Below are 17,314 nucleotides of genomic sequence, written 5' to 3' on the forward strand. Positions count from 1 at the left end.
GCCGGGGATTCCCCTGCTATCCATCCGCCATGACCGTGTTTTCCCCGGACGCCACCGACTGGCGCATTCTCGACGTCCTCCAGCGCGAGGGACGGGCCAGCTTCGCCGAGCTGGCGCGCGCCGTGGCCATGTCGCCGAGCGCGGTCACCGAGCGGGTGCGGCGGCTGGAGGAGGCGGGCGTGATCCAGGGTTACGCCGCCGTCGTGGACCCCGAGCGGCTGGGGCTGCCGATCCTCGCGTTCGTGCGGCTGCGCTATCCGAACGGCAACTACAAGCCGTTCCACGACCTGGTCGCGGTGACGCCGGAGATCCTGGAGGCGCACCACGTCACGGGCGACGACTGCTTCGTCATCAAGGTCGCCGCCCGCTCGATGCGCCACCTGGAGGAGGTCTCCGGAAAGATCGGCGCGCTCGGCTCGGTCACCACGAGCGTCGTGTACTCGTCACCACTGCCCCGGCGGCCCCTCGGTCACTGACCCCGCTGCCGGACCACCGACCCCGAACGGCCCTTCACGACCTCCAGCTGGGCGTGGATGCGTCGGCGCAGATCGGCGACATGGCTGACGATGCCGACGCTGCGGTCGCGTTCGCGCAGCGAGTCGAGCACGTCCAGGACCTCGTCGAGGGTCTGGTCGTCGAGGCTGCCGAAGCCCTCGTCGATGAAGAGCGTGTCGAGCCGGACGCCGCCCGCCTCGTCGGTGACGACGTCCGCGAGGCCGAGGGCGAGCGCGAGGGAGGCGAAGAAGGTCTCCCCGCCGGACAGCGTGGCCGTGTCCCGCTCTCGTCCGGTCCACGCGTCGACGACGTGCAGCCCGAGACCGCTGCGGCCGCGGCCGGCCCGGTCGTCGGAGTGGACGAGGGTGTACCGGCCGGAGGACATGCGCTGCAGGCGTACGGTCGCGGCGGCGGCGACCTGTTCCAGGCGGGCGGCCAGGACGTACGACTCCAGCCGCATCTTGCGTTCGTTCTCGGCCGAGGTGCCCGCGGTGAGGGAGGCCAGCCGGGCCACGCCGTCGTACTCCTCGCGCAGCGGGGCGAGTCGGCGTACGCCTGCCGCCGAGCGCGCGGAGAGGCGGTCGAGTTCGGTGCAGCGGCGGGCCGCCGCGTCGCGCGCGGAGGCCGCGTCGCGCACCCGCTGGGCCGCGCGGGTGGCGCGCTGCTCGGCGCCGGCGAGGTCGGCGGACGGCCGCTGGGCGGCGGCCGCGGTGTCCGGCTCGGCAAGCACCGCTCGTACGGCGGCTTCCTCGGACTGCCAGGCGTCCAGGCGCCGTTGGAGGTCACGGTGGGCGGCGTCGTCGAGGCGGGCGGCGGCCGCGGCCCCCGGGGTGTCGAAGCCGGCCCGGAACGCGGCGTCGGCGAGCCGGGAGTCCGCGTCCTTGAGTCGCTGGGCGGTGTCCTCGGCGGCGCGCGCGGCGTCGACGGCGTCGGTGAGCAGCGCGACCCTCCGCTCCAGCTGGGCGGCCCGCGCGGCGACGCTCTCGGCACTCCCCCGCGCCTCGGCCAACTCCCCTTCCAGAGTGGCCCGTTCACGCTCCAGCGCGTCCCGGCGGGCGATCCGCGAGGCGCCGCGCACGGCGGCCTCCTGCTGGGCGGCGACGCGCCGCTCGCGCTCCTCCTCGGCCTGCCGCAGGCGTTCGCTCGCGGTGTGCAGCACGGCGGCGCCGTTCCGCGCCTCCTCGTACCGCCGCTCCAACTCCTCGGCCTCGACGGCGAGTTGCTCGGTGGACGTGTCACCTGCCTCGCCTTCGGCGGCGGCCAGCGCTCGTTGTACGAGGCTGAGGTGCCGCTCGGCCTCGGCGCGGCGTTCGTCGGCCTGCTGGGAGGCGGCGAGGGCGCGCTCCTCGGTCTCGCGGTCGACGTGCCCGGCGTCCTTGCGGGCGGGTGCCGGGTGTTCGACGGCGCCGCAGACCGCGCACGGGTCGCCGTCCTTGAGCTGGGCGGCCAGTTCGGCGGCGATGCCGTTGAGGCGCTGCTCCTTGACGTCCAGCCACTCGGCGCGGGCCTTCAGGGCGTGCTCGGTGGCGGCGGTCACCTGGCGCTGGGCGGCGTCGGTGTCGCGGGCGAGCTGGTCGCGCTGGCGGGCGGCGGCGAGGCGTTTGCGGGCGGGGTCGCGCTGTACGGCCAGCTGTTCGGCGCGGGTGGCTGCGGCCTGGGCCGACTCCACGGCGCCTTGTAGGGCGGTGCGGGTCTCGTCCCAACCCTCCAGCCAGGTCTCGGCTTCTTGTCGGACGTCCTCGTCGGCGCGTTCCTGGCGGTCCAGGTCGGCGCGTTCGTCGGCCAGTTCGGTCAGGCGCTGCTCGGCTCTGCGGGCCGACTCCAGGGTGCCGAGTTCTTCGGCGGTACGGCGGGCTTTGATGGCCAAGTGTTCTGCGGGGAGCGCTGAGATGGGTTGTGTGTCGTCTGTAGCGCCGTCGTGGCTGGTCGCGCCACGCGGCGGAGCCGCAAATTGATACAGCCCCGCGCCCCTTTGGGGCGCTTCAGCGAAGGTCTCTCTAAGAAGTGCACGTGCGTGCTCCTCCGCCTGAGCCGCCTCGCGATGCTCGGCTTCCGCCGACTCCCGCAGGTCCAGCGCCGGTGCCACCGTCTCCGCCTTGCGCGCCCTCTCCATCCGGGCCAACGCCTCGTGGTAGCGGTCGGCTCGCTCCTCCAGCAGTCGCGCCCGGTCCTGCGCCTCGGTGAATCTGCGCTGCAAACGGGCCAGTTCGCGTACGTCGTCCAAGTCGCGGTCGGCGGCAGCCTGCGCGGATTCCGCTGACGTGAGGCGGATGTGGGCGATCGTGAGCTGTTCGCGTGCCGTGCTGCGGGCCACCGCGGCCGCCCCCAGGATGGCCTCCGCCAGTCCCGGCTCCCCCGGCGACAGTTCGGGCAGTTCCATCGCTCCGCCCGCCGCCTGCTGCATGCGGTGTGCGTCGGCCAGCAGTTCGGCGTCGCCCTCGCGCACCTGTGCCTCCGCGGCCCGGCGGCGCTCGGCGAGCCGCTTCTCGACCTCGGCGAAACGGTGCGTGTCGAAGAGCCGGCCGAGGAGCTTGCCGCGCGCCTCCGCGTCGGCACGCAGGAACCGCGCGAAGTCGCCCTGGGGCAACAGCACGACCTGGCAGAACTGCTCCCGGCTCATGCCGAGCAGCTGGGTGATCTCCTCGCCGATCTCCTGGTGGGAGCGGCTGAGGTCCTTCCAGGCCGCGGTCGTGGCGTCGTACTCGCGCAGCCAGCTCTGTGCCTTCTCGACGGTGGTCCCGGAGCCCTTCTTCTTGGGCCGCTCCCACGGCGGCTGCCGGGTGATCTCCAACCTCCGCCCCGCGACGGTCAGTTCGAGGGTCACCTCGGTGCGGGTGCCGGGCGGCGCGTGGTCGCTGCGCAGGGTGAGGCCCTGGCCGCTCTGGCGGGCGCCCGGGACGGTGCCGTACAGGGCGTAGCAGACGGCGTCCAGGACCGAGGTCTTGCCCGCGCCCGTCGGCCCGTGCAGCAGGAACAGGCCGGCGGCCGACAGTTCGTCGAAGTCGACGGACTGGGCGCCACCGAAGGGCCCGAACGCGGTGATGTCCAGTCGGTGCAGTCTCACCGCGCCACCTCCCGGACCGCCTCGTCCGCGCGCACCGCGTCGAACGCGTCCCGCAGCACGCCCTGTTCGCGCTCGTCGGGCCCGGCGCCGCGGACATGGGCGACGAAGTCCTCGGCGATCTCCTGGTCGCTGCGGCCCGCGAGCCTGCGGGCGTACGACACATCGGGGTCGTCCGGTGCCCGCTCGGGGTCGAAGACGAGGCTGAGGGTGTGCGGGAAGCGCTCGGTGAGGCGGGCCATGGGGTCGGCCGGGCGGACCGCGTCGGTCAGGGTGGCCTCGACCCAGGCGTCCTCGTGCCGGGCCAGGTCCGGGTCGGCGAGCAGGTCGTCCAGGGTGCCCCGGAGGCGGGCCAGCGCGCGCGGCACCGGGCAGTCGACGCGCTCCGCGGTGACGGCGCCCTCGGCGTCGAGGTCGACGAGCCACATGGTCTTGCGGTGGTCGGCCTCCGAGAAGGAGTACGGCAGCGGGGAACCGGAGTAGCGCACGCGCTCGGTGATGGTCTGGCAGCCGTGCAGGTGCCCGAGGGCCGTGTAGTCGACGCCGTCGAAGACTCCGGCGGGCACGGCGGCCACACCGCCGACCGTGATGTCCCGTTCGCTGTCGCTGGCCTCGCCGCCGGTGACGAAGGCGTGGGCGAGGACGACGGAGCGGGTGCCGGGCGGGCGGGTGGCGAGGTCGGCGCGGACGCGCTCCATGGCGGCGGCGAGCACCGCCTCGTGGCCCGCCTTCTCGACGCCGAACTCGCCCTTCACCAGGGCGGGTTCGAGGTACGGCAGCCCGTAGAAGGCCACGTCGCCGTGGGCGTCGGTGAGGACGACGGGTGTTCCGCAGGCGGCCGGTTCGGTGCGCAGGTGGATGCCCGCGCGTCCGATGAGGCCGGCGCCGACGCCCAGTCGGCGGGCCGAGTCGTGGTTGCCGGAGATCATCACCGTCGGCACGCCGAGGTCGGCGAGCCGGTGCAGGGCGTCGTCGTACAGCTCGACCGCGGCGAGGGGCGGGACCGCGCGGTCGTACACGTCTCCCGACACGACCACCACGTCGACGCCGCGTTCGCGCACGGTCGCGACGAGGTGACCGATGAACTCGGCCTGGGCAGCGAGCATGCTCACCCGGTGGAACGCCCGGCCGAGATGCCAGTCGGAAGTGTGCAGCAGTCTCATGATCCCCGAGACTAACGGCCGGGGCTGACATCACGGACGGTTACTCCCGTATCGCCCCGTCATGAACCGCCCCGCACCGGTCCGTTACGCCCGTTTCATACGGAACGTCACGCGTCCCCGTACGCCTCCCCACCCAGTTCGAACCCCGCCGTCCCGGCCGTCGCGTCGGCGAGCCAGGCGCGGAAGGCGGCCACGTCGGCGTCCGGGAGGCCGATCTCGATGGTGACCGCCTCGCCGTAGCGGACGTCGCGGACCTCGCGGCCGGTCGAGCGCAGGTCGTTCTGGAGCTTGCCGGCGCGCTGGTGGTCGACCGTCACCGTGGCGAGGCGGAAGCGGCGGCGCGTGATGGTGTCGAGGGCGTCCAGGGCCTCGCCGACCGCGCCGCCGTACGCCCTGATGAGGCCGCCCGCGCCGAGCTTCACGCCGCCGTAGTAGCGGGTGACGACGGCGACGACGTACCGCATCTCGCGGCGCAGCAGCATCTGCAGCATGGGGACGCCGGCGGTGCCGCCGGGTTCGCCGTCATCACTGGCCTTCTGGACGGAGGCGTCGGCGCCGATGACGTACGCCCAGCAGGTGTGGGTCGCGTCGGCGTGCTCCTTGCGGACGGCGGCGACGAAGTCCTGGGCCTCCTGCTCGGTGGCCGCCGGGGCGATGGCGCACAGGAACCGGGAGCGGTTGACCTCGGTCTCGTGCACGCCCGGCCGGGCGACGGTGCGGTACTCGTCCTGCATCCGGCCACCCTATGCGCAGGCGTGGCGGTCACCCCCCGCCCCGGGTGCAGGTCAGGATGTCGGGGATACTCGCGTCCGCGGGCCGTCGATGGTCCGTGCCGAGCTCAGGGAGACCGCACGTATGACCGGGACCGAGGTGGAGGGCGCGCGGGTCGGCGTGCTCGACGGTTCCAAGGCCCGTTTCCGGGCCTGGCTGTTGGAGGGGCTGAGCGAGCAGTCGGCACGGCATCCGGGGCCGCACGCGACTCCGCGGGCCGAGACCGAGGGCCACTCCTGGTGGCGTGTCATGTGTCTCACCGGCGTCGACTACTTCTCCACCCTCGGCTACCAGCCGGGCATCGCGGCTCTCGCGGCGGGTCTGCTCTCGCCCATCGCGACGCTCGTCCTCATCGCGCTGACGCTGCTCGGCGCGCTGCCGGTCTACCGCCGGGTCGCGCACGAGAGTCCGCACGGCGAGGGGTCGATCGCCATGCTGGAACGGCTGCTGTCCTGGTGGTCGGGGAAGATCTTCGTGCTGGTGCTGCTCGGGTTCGCCGCCACCGACTTCATGATCACGATCACGCTGTCGGCCGCGGACGCCGCCGCGCACGTCGTGGAGAACCCGTTCGCCCCGCACTGGATGGAGGGCGGGAACCTCTGGATCACGCTGCTGCTGGTGGGCGCGCTGGGCGGGGTGTTCCTGAAGGGGTTCAAGGAGGCCATCGGCATCGCGGTGGTGCTGGTGGGGACCTATCTGACGCTGAACGTCGTCGTGCTGGCGGTCTCCGCCTGGGAGGTGATCGGCCATCCGGTGCGGATCGGCGACTGGACCGACGCCCTGACCGCGGAGCACTCCTCGCCGTTCGCGATGGTCGGCGTGGCCCTGCTGGTGTTCCCGAAGCTGGCGCTCGGCATGTCCGGGTTCGAGACCGGGGTCGCGGTGATGCCGCAGGTCAAGGGCGACCCCACGGACACCTGGGCGAAGCCGGCGGGCCGCATCCGGGAGACCCGCAAGCTGCTCACCACGGCCGCCGTGATCATGAGCTGCTTCCTGCTGCTGTCGAGCCTGGCGACGACGATCCTGATCCCGCAGGACGAGTTCAGGAGCGGCGGCCAGGCGAACGGGCGCGCCCTCGCCTATCTGGCGCACGAGCATCTCGGCCAGGTGTTCGGCACGGTGTACGACGTCTCGACGATCGCCATCCTGTGGTTCGCGGGCGCCTCCGCGCTCGCCGGACTGCTGAACCTCGTACCGCGCTATCTGCCGCGCTACGGCATGGCGCCCGAGTGGACGCGTGCCGTCCGCCCGCTGGTGCTGGTCTTCATGGCGGCCGCCGTCCTCATCACAGTGTGGTTCGACGCGAACGTGGACGCGCAGAGCGGGGCGTACGCCACCGGTGTGCTGGTGCTGATGCTGTCCGCGTCGTTCGCCTCGACGGTGGCGGTGCACAGGCGGGGCCACCGGGGCGCGACCCTGGGCTTCGGCGCGATCACGGCCGTCTTCGCGTACACGCTGGTCACGAATGTCGTGGAGCGGCCGGACGGCATCAAGATCGCCGCGATCTTCATCGTGGCGATCCTGCTGACGTCCTTCGGCTCGCGGATCCACCGCGCCTTCGAACTGCGCGCCGCCGAGGTCGACTTCGACGCGGAGGCGGCCCGGCTGGTGGACCAGGCGGCGGCGAGCGGTCCGCTGCGGCTGATCGCCAACGAGCCGCAGGAGCACAGCACGCGGGAGTACCGGGCCAAGGAGTCCGACCAGCGGGCGCACACCCATATCCCGGAGGGTGTGCCGCTGCTGTTCCTGGAGGTGTTCGTGCGGGACTCCTCCGACTTCACGCAGGACATCACCGTGCGCGGCGACGAGAAGCACGGGGCGCGGCGGCTGCGGGTGGAGGGGCCGACGGTGCCCAACGCCATCGCGGCGGTGCTGCTGGCGCTGCGCGACAGCACGGGTGAGGTGCCGCACGCGTACTTCAGCTGGACCGAGGGCGACCCCTTCAGCCATCTGATCCGCTTCCTGGTCTTCGGGGACGGGGAGGTCGCGCCGGTCACCCGAGAGGTGCTGCGGCGCGCCGAACCGGATCCGGCCCGGCGGCCACGCGTGCACGTGGGCTGACTCAGCCCTTCCCCTTGCCCTGGCCCTTCCTGCCCCTGGGCACCAGCACGCTCGTGAGGAGCGCGGTGCCGGGGGCGAGGGCCTGCCAGCCGGTGCCGTGCCAGGCCAGTACGGCGATCGCCGAGGTCGGGAACTTCAGCCGCACCTGGTCCAGCGCGTCGTCGAGTCCGTCCCCGGCCAGCTCCAGGACGAGCTCCTCCAGGCCCGGGTTGTGCCCGACCAGCAGCAGCGTCTCGACCTCGGGCGACACCTCGTGCACGGCGCGCAGCAGGTCGTCGGCCTCGGCACCGTACAGCCGCCGGTCCCACCGTACGGGCGGCGGAGTGCCCCACTGGGCGGAGGCCAGTTCCCAGGTCTGCCGGGCGCGTACGGCGGTGGAGCACAGGGCGAGGTCCGGCAGGCAGTCGGCCTCGGCGAGGGCCCGGCCCGCGGCGGGCGCGTCCCGTCGGCCGCGCGGCGCGAGCGGCCGCTCGTGGTCCGCGACGCCGGCCGGCCAGGCCGACTTGGCGTGCCGCAGCACGACCAGGCGGCGCAGCGGGCCGGCCCCGGCGCGCGCTATCACGACGGTGACCCGAGATCGCGGGTGAGGTCGAGGCCGAGCAGCCGGTCGGCGTAGGCGTACGTCTCGAACCGGGCGCCGTCCGGGAGTTCGGCCGCGCTCTCCACCCAGGCCAGGACCTGGAGTACGGCGGGGGTGTCCAGATCGTCCTCCCAAGCGGTACGGAGACGCGCCCGCGCCTCGTCGGGGATCGGCCGCGAGGGCTGCCGCGCCCATCCGGCGACCGCTCGCCGCCAGCGTACGAGGGTGTCCCGGGCGTCGGCGAGAGCGGCGACCCCGAGCGAAACCGGGACGCTGTGGTGCCGGGAGAGCAGCGCGAGACGGAGGGTGCTCGGGTCGGCGACTTCGGGGATAGCGGGGGCGGAGGCGGAGGCCGCCGGCCGGGGAGCGCCGGGGCTGCGGGTCGCCGGCTGCGAGGCGCCGTCGGGCTGGAGGGCAGCGGGCTCCGAGGGGGCGGGCTGGAGGGCGGCGGACTCCGGGGCGCCGGGCTGGAGGGCAGTGGACTCCGGGGCGCCGGGCCGGAGGCCACCGGGCTCCGAAGCGCCGGGCCGGAGTGCACCGGACTCCGAAGCGCCGGGCTCGCAGGCAGCGGTCTTCGGGGCGGCGGGGCCGGGAGCCGCAGACTCCGGAACACCCGGACCAGGAGCCGCGGACTCCGGAACAGCCGGGCCGGGAGCCCCAGGTGCCGGAGTGCCGGTGTCCGGGTCCCTCCTGACCTCCCCGCCGGCCTGCGGCTCCGCCTCCGTGGGGGCGACGGTGACCAGGACGCCTTCCGGTGCTGGTCCGCCCTCTGCCGCGACATGGATGATCTGGGCCTCGCCCAGGCCGGAGCCGACGTCTCGGCTGTCCTCCAGGGGGCGGATGCCGAGTGCGGTGGCTCCGGAGCGCAGGGCCGCAGGGGGTGGGCCGCCGCTCAGCACACCCCACACGGGGGTGCCGCCGAGTTCCAGGGCACGTACGAGCAGGTCGGCGACGAGCAGCACGCGCAGGGCGCCGGCGTCGGCCCCCGCGACACGGGCCTCGACCCGGGTCAGCCCGCGCCGGGCCGGAGCGGCCTCGACGGCCTCGCCCGTCCGGGCGTCGATGATGCGCAGCACGGGCTGAGCGTAGTTCAACCCCGGGAATTCCACGGGTGCCGTTCTGCGACGGTTCGCGCGCCTCGCTGCGGGGATGTCCGGAAAGCCTTGGAGGGCGCGAGCGTCGAGGCTGCGTAAGAAGCCCTGCTCCAGAAGGAGTTGGGGCGAGGGGGTGCCGCGGTCTGTCGGAATCCGGTCGGCCGCGCGGTGCGAGACGGCCGCCGCTGAGGTCCCGCCCGTATATCGCCGAGCATGGCCGCCCCTCTGGGCGGCCATGCTCGGCGTGCGCTCTTCCAGCCGCGGCGGGACAAGCGACGGTGGGCGAGCCGGTATGAGGTGGCGCCGTCAGGAGGAAGCACCGGGTCCCGGGTCCGGACGGGCGCGGGCGAGGATCTCGTACAGCTCGTCCAGGTCGTACTCGGCACGCTGCGGACTGCCGTAGCGGGTGATCTTTCCCCGGCTCGCCCACTTGCGGATGGTGGCCTCACTGACGCCCGCCGCCAGGGCGGCCAGTTCGGTGGGCACTGTCCGTCGACCTCCCTTCCCCGTCACGCCGCACCTTCGTCCATCGCCATGCGGGCCCTGGCGGAGAGCAGCAGCCACTGCGCGGGGGGCACCGTGTGACCGGTGTCGCAGATCACGCGGGAGAAGGCGGAATCTCGCGTACCGGAGAGCAGCGCGAACAGGGGTGCGGTACAGCCGGGGTGGCAGCACACCCCCAAGGACACCCGGTGCACCTGCGGGCCGAACAGCGAGCGGGAGCTGTCAACGAGCACGGCGAGTTCCACGTCGAGGTCCGGGCCCGCCGGATGTTCGGACAGCCACCGCACCTGACTGCCGAGGAAACGGAGCAGGGCCGGCACCTCCAGGCCGGGAGCGGTCGTCGACCGGCGCTCCGCGACGACCAGTCCCGCCCACGAGGACAGGAGATCGGCGATCTGCGCCCGCAGCGACAGCACCCTCTCGTCGAGGCGGGTGCCCACCGAGCGGGTACCGCTGATCCGCTCCATCGGCCGTCCACCCAGTGCCGACAGTTCTTCCTCGCTTTCCCGATAGACCTCGCCGATTTCACTCAACCTGACACGCAGTCGCTCTCCCAACGAACAGCGCGACAATTCCTTTTGGGGCGTACGACGCTGACTACTGGACCGCCCGGCTAACGATTCCGAGCAATCTTTGTGCTCCTGCACTGCTGGCCTCGCATCCCTATATCACGGATGATCCGTTCGATTGCGGTAAGCACTCACAGGCTGGCCGAAAACCGTCCACGCCTCCCGGCACACGCCACTCCACACAACGCCATCAGACGTCAATACAGCGGTAATCGCGATGTAACCAGGACAGGCGAGGAGCGTCATTGCTCCCCCGGTTCGACATTGGTCGCTACAACTGTCAATTGTTGTACTGACTGTTCAGCACGTGTCAACAGGACCCGGCGTGGGGCACGTCACGCACGACGAGCGTGTGTGACGTAGGCCAAAGAGACCCGGCAGAACCGGAGTTGACACAGCTCACCGACGACTGTCACACTCTTCGCGGGCCACTGCTCTGCCCGGACCCAGCGAAACCCCAGCCACCTGCACTTATTGCGGTGGCTTTCTTGTTTTATGGCCCCTTCTTTCCTTCCTCCGCCCGCCGGCGTTCGGCCCGGGCGGTTTTTCATGCTCGATCACGACCCCACCTTCGAGGGCTTCATGGATGATCAGCACGGCATTCGCAGAGGTGCACGGCGCTGCGCGCAGGCGGTAAACGCTCTTCACTCGATCCCCTACTTCACGACCGATTTGGCGACCGAACTCGCACCGTTCGGCATCACCGATCATTCGAGTGTGTATCTGGCCGGACGGGCCTCCCCTCTCGGTTCGGCGAACGCCGTCGTGGTGACCGCCGTGTTCAGCTCCTTCGCGCCCGGACTCATCGCCGAAAGAATTCCCGCTCTCTGGGAGCTGATATCGCCCGCGCGCGCGATCCAGGCCCGCCAGGACGCGGTCGCCACCGCGCTCGAGCGTCTTCTCGGTACCGAGACCGTGCAGTCGGCGGCGCTGGCGGAAGCGGCGAAACTGGCGACCGCCGCAGCCGCCGCCTGCGCTCCCGCGGGGCGTCCGGTGTACGCGGCGAACTCCGCGCTGGACCTGCCGGACCGGCCGCATGTGGCGCTGTGGCACGCGGCGACGATGCTGCGCGAGTACCGCGGCGACGGGCACATCGCCGTCCTCGGCCACTTCGAGCTCACGGGCGTGGACTCACTGGTCATCGACTGCGCGAGCAGCCACGGCATGGCCAAGGAGATCGTCATGCCCATGCGCGGCTGGACGGAGGCGGAGTGGTCGGCGGGTCGGGAACGGCTCACCGACCGCGGGCTGATGGACCCCCAGGGCAGGCTGACCGCGCGCGGAGTCACCGTACGGGACGAGGTCGAAGCGGAGACCGGACGCCTTGACCGGCAGCCGTACGAGGCCCTGGGGCCCGCCGACGTCGACCGCCTGGGCCGGTACGTCCGCGAGCTGGTCGGGACGGCGGCCGACGCCGGGGTGTTCCCGCCCCCGCTGCGCGACTTCTTCGCACCCACGGCCGACGCCTGGAACGCACTCTGACCCCGAGTTCCGCATCAGGAGAGAGGACCAGCCATGACGCTGTCGACGCCGGCGCCCGTGGGGCCGCCCACCGCCCTGTTCTCCCCCGAGTACTACCAGGATCCGCACACCACCCTGGCCTGGCTCAGGGAGAACTCTCCCGTCCATGAGTTCCGCTTTCCCGTCGGCGAGGTACGGACCTGGCTCGTGACGCGCTACGACGACGTCAAGGCCGTACTGGCCGACCAGCGCTACAGCACCGAGGCCGGGACCTGGGGCAACGCGGAGTTCCGCGCCGCCGGTCTGGTGGCAGCCGAGGGCACCCTCCTGGAGCGGGGAATCACGGTGGTCGACCCGCCGTACCACACCCGGCTGCGGCGGCGGGCGATGGGCGCGTTCACGACCCGCCGGGTGGAGCAGTGGCGCACGACCGTGCGGGAGCAGGTCGGACGGATCCTCGACGACTGCGCGAGCCGCGAGACCTTCGACGTGATGGACGATTACGCGGGAGAGGTGGCCGCCGGTGTCCTGGGCGAGATCCTCGGCATGCGCATCGAACGGCACCGGGAACTGGTCAGCGCGCTCAACGCGGCCTTCCCGTCCGACCCGGCGCTGATCCACAAGGCTCCCGAAGGCTTCGCCCGGATCTGCGAGTACGCCGCCGAGCTCGTCGCCGAGAAACGCGGCAGGCCCGCCGACGATCTGACCTCCGCGCTGATCCAGGGCGACGACGGAGTCCGGCTGACCGAGGACGAGCTGACCGGCATCGTCGCGGCCGTCATCATGGGTGGCAGCGACACCGTGCGCGGCTTCATCGGCAACGCCGTGCTCTCCCTGCTCGACCACCCCGACCAGGCCGGTCTGCTGCGCACGGACCCGCGGCTGGCCGAGCCGGCGGTGGAGGAACTGCTGCGCTACGACGGCGCCTTGAGCACCGCCCTGTTCCGGGTCACCACCGAGGAGGTGGAACTGGCCGGGACCACTCTGCCCGCGGGCGCGCCGGTGATCGTCGGACTGCTGGCGGCGAACCGGGACCCGCGTCGCTTCGAGCGTCCGGACCTGCTCGACCTGCGGCGTACGGGCCACCGGCACGTCGGCTTCGGGCACGGGCTGCACAACTGCCTCGGAGCGGCACTGGCCCGTCTCGAGGGAGCGATCGCCATCCCCGCCCTCTTCGAACGCTTCCCGGAGCTGACGCTCGACGCGCCCCGGGACGGCGTGCGGTACATCGACAACTGGGCGATCCGCCGCCTGGTCGCCCTGCCCGTCGCCGTCTCGGCCGAGAGCGCCGACCGGAGCGAGCGCTCATGAGGGCTGTAGCCCGGATCGACCGCAGCCTGTGCCTCGGAATGGGGCTGTGCGAGGCGATGGCCGCCGACCTGTTCCTGCTGGCCGACGACGGCATCGCCGCCGCTCAGGAGGACCGCGGCCAGGACGACCGGTTCGAGCGGCTGCGCGCCATCGCGGACTGCTGCCCGACCGGCGCCATCACCGTCGCCGAGGAGACCGACTCCGCGGCCGGGCACGAGAGCGAGGGGTGAGAGCACATGCCGACATGGGACACCGACGTCGTCGTGGCGGGCGCCGGGCCCGCCGGGCTGATGCTGGCCGCGGAGCTGCGGCTGGCCGGCGCGCGGGTCGTCGTACTGGAGCAGGAGGACCGCCCCACCGCGGAGTCGCGCGGCATGGGATTCACCGCGCGCACTCTGGAAGTGTTCGACCAGCGGGGGCTGTTGCCGAGGTTCGGTGAGCTCAGCCGCTCCCCCGGCGGCCATTTCGGCAGCGTGCCGGTGGACTTCGCGGTCGGCGACGGACGGCACGCGAGCGTCACCGGCGTCTCCCAGGCCCGTACCGTCGCCGTGCTCGGGGAGTGGGCCGCGGAGCTCGGCGCCGATGTCCGCCGCGGATACCGGGTGACCGGGTTCACCGACTCCGGTGACGGCGTCGAGGTGCGGGCCGAGGGGCCTGACGTGGAGACGCTGATCGCGGCGCCCTATCTGGTGGGGTGCGACGGCGGGCGCAGCGTGGTGCGGCGGGCCGGGGGCTTCGACTTCCCCGGCACCGACGCCACCGCCGAGCTGCTGCTGGCCGACGTACGGGATCTCCGGCTGCCGCCGAAGTGGTCCGGGGAGCGTCGCCCGGGCGGCATGCTGCTGGCCGCGCCGCTCGGCGACGGGATGATGCGGGTCGTGGTCTCCGAGCACGGCCGGGCACCACGACGGCGCACCGGGCCCCCGTCCTTCGACGAGGTGGCCGAGGCGTGGAAGCGGGTCAGCGGGGACGACATCTCCACGGCCACCCCGGTGTGGGTCAGCTCCTTCGGGGACGCGGCCCGGCAGGCCACCGAGTACCGCCGGGGCCGGGTGCTGCTCGCGGGGGACGCGGCGCACGTCCATCTGCCTGCCAGCGGGCAGGGCATGAACGTGAGCATCCAGGACGCGGTGAACCTCGGTTGGAAGCTGGGCGCGGTGGTCACCGGCCGGACGGATGAAGCGCTGCTCGACACGTACCACGCCGAACGCCACCCGGTCGGCGCCGCGCTGCTGCGCAACACCCGGGCCCAGGCGCTGTTGTTTCTCGGCGGGCCCGAGACGCAGCCGCTGCGCGAGGTGCTCGCCGAGGTGTTCCGGGGCGAGGAGGCGGCCCGGCTGCTCGCGGGGCTGGTCAGCGGTCTGGAGATCCGCTACGACGTCGGCCCGGGCGGCCACCCGCTCCTCGGGAGGCGGCTGCCGGACCTGCCGCTCGTCCTGGAGAGCGGGGAGAAGGTCCGCAGCACTCGGCTGCTGCACCCGGCCCGCGGAGTGCTGCTGTCCCTGGGCGACGATCCCGGGCCCGGCCTTGCCGCCCGCGGGTGGGCGCCCCACGTGGACGTCCACACCGCGCGCCCGGCCGAGGTCCCGCCGGCCGGCGAGACGGTCGACGCGGACGCCGTACTGGTCCGCCCGGACGGATACGTCGCCTGGGTGTCAGGGGACGGCGACCTCGAAGCGGCCCTGCGCCGCAACTTCGGCGAGCCCACCGGCTGAGCACCCCGGAACGACGAAGCAGGAAGACGAAAGGCAGGACGCCCATGACCGACATCCGGGTACACCCGGCAACCCCGCCGGACATCGACCGCGCGGACCTCGGCGCCGTCTTCATGAGCCACTGGTACGTGACCGGGGAGGAGGAGGGCCGGGCGGTGCTCGACGAGATCGCCGACGCGTGGGAGCAGGCCTCCCGCCCCGACGGTCTCCTCTCCTTCTCGTGCTATCTGAGCACCGGCAGTGAGCACTTCACCGTGATGACCTACGCGCAGTGGGCCCGGCCCGGGAGCCACCGCTCCTTCGTACAGGGCCTGCCCGTGGCCGCCGCCCGGGTCGAGGCGGTCGAGTACGCCCTGCACCGCAGTGTGCTGCCGGCCCCGCAGGCCGGACCGCCGGCCGCGATCGTCATCGCCAGCTTCGACGTCGACGGGCCCGAACGGCAGCGCTACATCGTCTCGTCCGTCACGGACAACATCGAGAAGTCGCCGCGCGACGAGCAGACCGGGCTGATCGCCTCGCACTTCCATGTCAGCGTCGACGGCACCAGGGTGATCAACTTCGCCGAGTGGACGAGCGACGAGGAGCATGTCGCGTTCCTCGAAGGAGCCACCCGGCACCGGTCCCTGCGGCTCGCGACGGACACCCCGGGCGTCCGCCCGATCGGCTTCACCCGCTACCACCTGTATCGCGCCATCGGCTCCTGAGGCATGGCCGAGAGGAACCACCTGGTCCGCCCAACTCCCGCCTCTTGCAAGGATGGTTGGTGACCACAGCTTTCTGGTGAGAAGGAGCAACCCCCATGACCGCTGCCCGCACCCGGTTCCCGGACGTCTCGCGCACGGACGCCGGAGTCGCGCTGGTCACTCCGTTGTACGTCGGGACGCCCGAACTCCAGCGAGCGGAGGTGGAGCGCGTCCTGGCGCCGTACCGGAACGGCCCTCTCCCCGAAGGCTTCCTTTCCGTGAGCGTCTTCACCAGCACCGAGGGCGAGAACGTGCTGACGTACGCCCAGTGGACCTCAGACGAGGCCTACCGCGCGTTCGTGCGGGACGGCGGGCTCGGCGAACCCGGCGAGAACACGACAGAGCCGGTGCGCTACAAGCTCTACCGGGGCCGCGTCCTGGAACCGGGCAGTGTCCCGACGGCACTGGTCGCCCCCGTCTTCGACGTGGACGGCCGGGACCGGCAGCGGCGCTCGATCGACAACCTGGTGGACGGTCCCCTGGGCACGCCCTTCCCTGGGCTGGTCGCCTCGCACTTCCACATGAGCCTCGACGGCACCCGCGTGCTCAACTGGGCGGAGTGGGTCGACGAGGCGGCGCACGAGGGGTTCATGAAGAGCAGCCGCCCGAAGGAGTGCCTGGAGGCCATCACGATGCCCGGCGTGCGCGGCATCGGCGGCAAGAGGTACGTCCTGGCGGACGCCGTCGGCCGCTGACATACCGGCTCCCCACCTGGCCCAGGCCCCAGGACCTGGGCCTTTCTCATGCCCGGCGCAGAGCGCGTGTCCACTGTCGACCAGCGAAGGACAAGGTAGATGGCACTGACGGCATTCGTCTTCCCCGGCCAGGGGTCGCAGCGGGTCGGGATGGGGCTCGACATACTGGGCCGCCGCCCCGACCTCGCCGACACGTACTACCGCGTCGCCGACGAGGTGCTGGGCTTCGAGCTGTCCGAGCTGTGTCTGCACGGGCCCGCCGATCGGCTCCAGGACACCGCGGTCACCCAGCCCGCCGTGTTCCTCACCAGCCTGATCGTCCTCGATGTCCTGCGGGCCCACGACGTGGACGCCGCCCTGGTCGCCGGGCACAGCCTGGGCGAGTACGCGGCGCTGGTGGCGGCGGACGTCCTGGACTGGACCGACGCGTTGCGGCTGGTGGCACTGCGGGGCCGGCTCATGGGTGCCGTCAACCGGCGCACTCCGGGCGCGATGGCCGCCGTTCTGGACCTGGACCCGGCCCGGGTCGAGGCGGTCTGTGCGGCTGCCGCGGCCGAGAGCGGGCAGGTCGTCGAGGTCGCCAACCTCAACGAGCCCGGCCAGACCGTCGTCTCAGGCCAGGTCACGGCCGTGCGCAAGGCGTCGGAGGCCGCACTGGCGGCGGGCGCCCGGCGGGTGGTGCCGTTACGGGTCGGGGCGCCCTTCCACTCCAGCCTGATGCGGGACATCGAGGACGAGTTCGCCGAGTCCCTCGCCTCGGTGGCCTTCCGCGAGCCGAGGATCCAGGTGCTCTCCAGTGTCACGGCGGAGCCGGTGGGTGCCGTGGAGGAGATCGTCGCGGCCCTGCGCCGCCAGCTCACCGCTCCGGTGCGGTGGACCGGGACGGTGACCGCCATGGCGGAGCGGGGCGCGAGCCGGTTCGTCGAGGTCGGCCCCGGGCGGGTGCTGGCCGGGCTGTGCCGACGGATCGCGCCGGGGCTGCCCGCCCATGGCACCGGAACCGTCGAGGAGATCGCCCGGACCGTCGAGGACGTCCTGGCCGCCACCGGTGCGGCATCCCGTTGACACACCAGGAGGTTTGAGCCACATGC

General features: G+C 72.5%; 15 protein-coding genes and 1 pseudogene. 9 read left to right on the forward strand and 7 right to left on the reverse strand.

All coding sequences use genetic code 11. The features are described 5' to 3' along the window. Positions 1-29: 29 nt before the first annotated feature. The gene (locus MQP27_RS46475; RefSeq protein ID WP_242777255.1) at positions 30-476 is read left to right on the forward strand and encodes an Lrp/AsnC family transcriptional regulator; all 447 of its coding nucleotides are present in this window, start codon (positions 30-32) and stop codon (positions 474-476) included. Here the strand turns inward: MQP27_RS46475 and MQP27_RS46480 are convergent. From MQP27_RS46480 to MQP27_RS46490, 3 genes are all read right to left on the reverse strand, one after another. Continuing rightward, positions 470-3,559 carry an AAA family ATPase gene (locus MQP27_RS46480; protein ID WP_242777257.1) on the reverse strand — a complete coding sequence of 1,030 codons (3,090 nt, stop codon included), beginning with the start codon at positions 3,557-3,559 and terminating at the stop codon, positions 470-472. The genes MQP27_RS46475 and MQP27_RS46480 overlap by 7 nt on opposite strands. Then, positions 3,556-4,719: an exonuclease SbcCD subunit D gene (locus tag MQP27_RS46485; RefSeq protein WP_242777259.1), complete on the reverse strand. Its 1,164-nt coding sequence runs from the start codon at positions 4,717-4,719 to the stop codon at positions 3,556-3,558. Before MQP27_RS46485 ends, MQP27_RS46480 begins: the two co-directional genes overlap by 4 nt. Before the next feature lie 107 nt (positions 4,720-4,826). Further along, positions 4,827-5,453: a YigZ family protein gene (locus MQP27_RS46490; RefSeq protein ID WP_242777261.1), complete on the reverse strand. Its 627-nt coding sequence runs from the start codon at positions 5,451-5,453 to the stop codon at positions 4,827-4,829. A 121-nt stretch (positions 5,454-5,574) separates the two neighbouring features. Between MQP27_RS46490 and MQP27_RS46495 the strand changes: the two genes are divergently transcribed. Continuing rightward, the gene (locus tag MQP27_RS46495; protein WP_242777263.1) at positions 5,575-7,551 is read left to right on the forward strand and encodes an APC family permease; all 1,977 of its coding nucleotides are present in this window, start codon (positions 5,575-5,577) and stop codon (positions 7,549-7,551) included. A gap of 1 nt (position 7,552) precedes the next feature. On the opposite strand, the gene MQP27_RS46500 is transcribed toward MQP27_RS46495, so the two are convergent. The 4 genes and pseudogenes from MQP27_RS46500 to MQP27_RS46515 all read right to left on the reverse strand — a co-directional run bounded on the left by MQP27_RS46500 (position 7,553) and on the right by MQP27_RS46515 (position 10,196). Beyond that, positions 7,553-8,113 carry a SixA phosphatase family protein gene (locus MQP27_RS46500; protein WP_242777264.1) on the reverse strand — a complete coding sequence of 187 codons (561 nt, stop codon included), beginning with the start codon at positions 8,111-8,113 and terminating at the stop codon, positions 7,553-7,555. Next, positions 8,110-8,472 (reverse strand): annotated as a pseudogene (locus MQP27_RS51925) (hypothetical protein); the annotation flags it as partial. The pseudogene MQP27_RS51925 and the gene MQP27_RS46500, both read right to left, overlap by 4 nt. A 1,059-nt stretch (positions 8,473-9,531) precedes the next feature. Further along, the gene (locus tag MQP27_RS46510) at positions 9,532-9,711 is read right to left on the reverse strand and encodes a hypothetical protein (RefSeq protein WP_372511460.1); all 180 of its coding nucleotides are present in this window, start codon (positions 9,709-9,711) and stop codon (positions 9,532-9,534) included. 23 nt (positions 9,712-9,734) lie between these two features. Beyond that, complete coding sequence (locus MQP27_RS46515) at positions 9,735-10,196, reverse strand: hypothetical protein (RefSeq protein ID WP_242777266.1); 462 nt, start codon at positions 10,194-10,196, stop codon at positions 9,735-9,737. A gap of 684 nt (positions 10,197-10,880) precedes the next feature. Between MQP27_RS46515 and MQP27_RS46520 the strand changes: the two genes are divergently transcribed. The 7 genes from MQP27_RS46520 to fabD all read left to right on the forward strand — a co-directional run bounded on the left by MQP27_RS46520 (position 10,881) and on the right by fabD (position 17,288). Beyond that, a complete protein-coding gene (locus tag MQP27_RS46520) occupies positions 10,881-11,780 on the forward strand; it encodes an SCO6745 family protein (RefSeq protein WP_372511462.1) in 900 nt (299 codons plus the stop codon). Between the two features lie 33 nt (positions 11,781-11,813). Further along, positions 11,814-13,070, forward strand: coding sequence for a cytochrome P450 family protein (locus MQP27_RS46525; protein WP_242777270.1), 1,257 nt, complete (start codon positions 11,814-11,816; stop codon positions 13,068-13,070). Then, positions 13,067-13,300 (forward strand): ferredoxin, encoded by a 234-nt coding sequence (locus tag MQP27_RS46530; protein WP_242777272.1) that lies wholly within the window; start codon positions 13,067-13,069, stop codon positions 13,298-13,300. Before MQP27_RS46525 ends, MQP27_RS46530 begins: the two co-directional genes overlap by 4 nt. A 6-nt stretch (positions 13,301-13,306) precedes the next feature. After that, positions 13,307-14,785, forward strand: coding sequence for an FAD-dependent monooxygenase (locus MQP27_RS46535; RefSeq protein ID WP_242777274.1), 1,479 nt, complete (start codon positions 13,307-13,309; stop codon positions 14,783-14,785). A gap of 44 nt (positions 14,786-14,829) precedes the next feature. Next, positions 14,830-15,489 (forward strand): antibiotic biosynthesis monooxygenase, encoded by a 660-nt coding sequence (locus MQP27_RS46540; protein ID WP_242777276.1) that lies wholly within the window; start codon positions 14,830-14,832, stop codon positions 15,487-15,489. A 95-nt stretch (positions 15,490-15,584) separates the two neighbouring features. Then, positions 15,585-16,223 carry an antibiotic biosynthesis monooxygenase family protein gene (locus tag MQP27_RS46545; protein WP_242777278.1) on the forward strand — a complete coding sequence of 213 codons (639 nt, stop codon included), beginning with the start codon at positions 15,585-15,587 and terminating at the stop codon, positions 16,221-16,223. 99 nt (positions 16,224-16,322) lie between these two features. Continuing rightward, positions 16,323-17,288, forward strand: coding sequence for an ACP S-malonyltransferase (gene fabD, locus MQP27_RS46550; RefSeq protein ID WP_242777280.1), 966 nt, complete (start codon positions 16,323-16,325; stop codon positions 17,286-17,288). Positions 17,289-17,314 lie beyond the last annotated feature (26 nt).

The sequence above is a fragment of the Streptomyces cylindrosporus genome, assembly GCF_022698165.1.
Lineage (GTDB): Bacteria > Actinomycetota > Actinomycetes > Streptomycetales > Streptomycetaceae > Streptomyces > Streptomyces cylindrosporus.

Excerpts from the sequence above, each read along its gene's own strand:
- MQP27_RS46475 (WP_242777255.1), top strand. The coding sequence starts at position 30 with ATGACCGTGTTTTCCCCGGACGCCACCGACTGGCGCATTCTCGACGTC.
- MQP27_RS46485 (WP_242777259.1), bottom strand. The coding sequence starts at position 4,719 with ATGAGACTGCTGCACACTTCCGACTGGCATCTCGGCCGGGCGTTCCAC.
- MQP27_RS46490 (WP_242777261.1), bottom strand. The coding sequence starts at position 5,453 with ATGCAGGACGAGTACCGCACCGTCGCCCGGCCGGGCGTGCACGAGACC.
- MQP27_RS46495 (WP_242777263.1), top strand. The coding sequence starts at position 5,575 with ATGACCGGGACCGAGGTGGAGGGCGCGCGGGTCGGCGTGCTCGACGGT.
- MQP27_RS46515 (WP_242777266.1), bottom strand. The coding sequence starts at position 10,196 with ATGGAGCGGATCAGCGGTACCCGCTCGGTGGGCACCCGCCTCGACGAG.
- MQP27_RS46520 (WP_372511462.1), top strand. The coding sequence starts at position 10,881 with ATGGATGATCAGCACGGCATTCGCAGAGGTGCACGGCGCTGCGCGCAG.
- MQP27_RS46525 (WP_242777270.1), top strand. The coding sequence starts at position 11,814 with ATGACGCTGTCGACGCCGGCGCCCGTGGGGCCGCCCACCGCCCTGTTC.
- MQP27_RS46530 (WP_242777272.1), top strand. The coding sequence starts at position 13,067 with ATGAGGGCTGTAGCCCGGATCGACCGCAGCCTGTGCCTCGGAATGGGG.
- MQP27_RS46535 (WP_242777274.1), top strand. The coding sequence starts at position 13,307 with ATGCCGACATGGGACACCGACGTCGTCGTGGCGGGCGCCGGGCCCGCC.
- MQP27_RS46540 (WP_242777276.1), top strand. The coding sequence starts at position 14,830 with ATGACCGACATCCGGGTACACCCGGCAACCCCGCCGGACATCGACCGC.
- MQP27_RS46545 (WP_242777278.1), top strand. The coding sequence starts at position 15,585 with ATGACCGCTGCCCGCACCCGGTTCCCGGACGTCTCGCGCACGGACGCC.
- fabD (WP_242777280.1), top strand. The coding sequence starts at position 16,323 with ATGGCACTGACGGCATTCGTCTTCCCCGGCCAGGGGTCGCAGCGGGTC.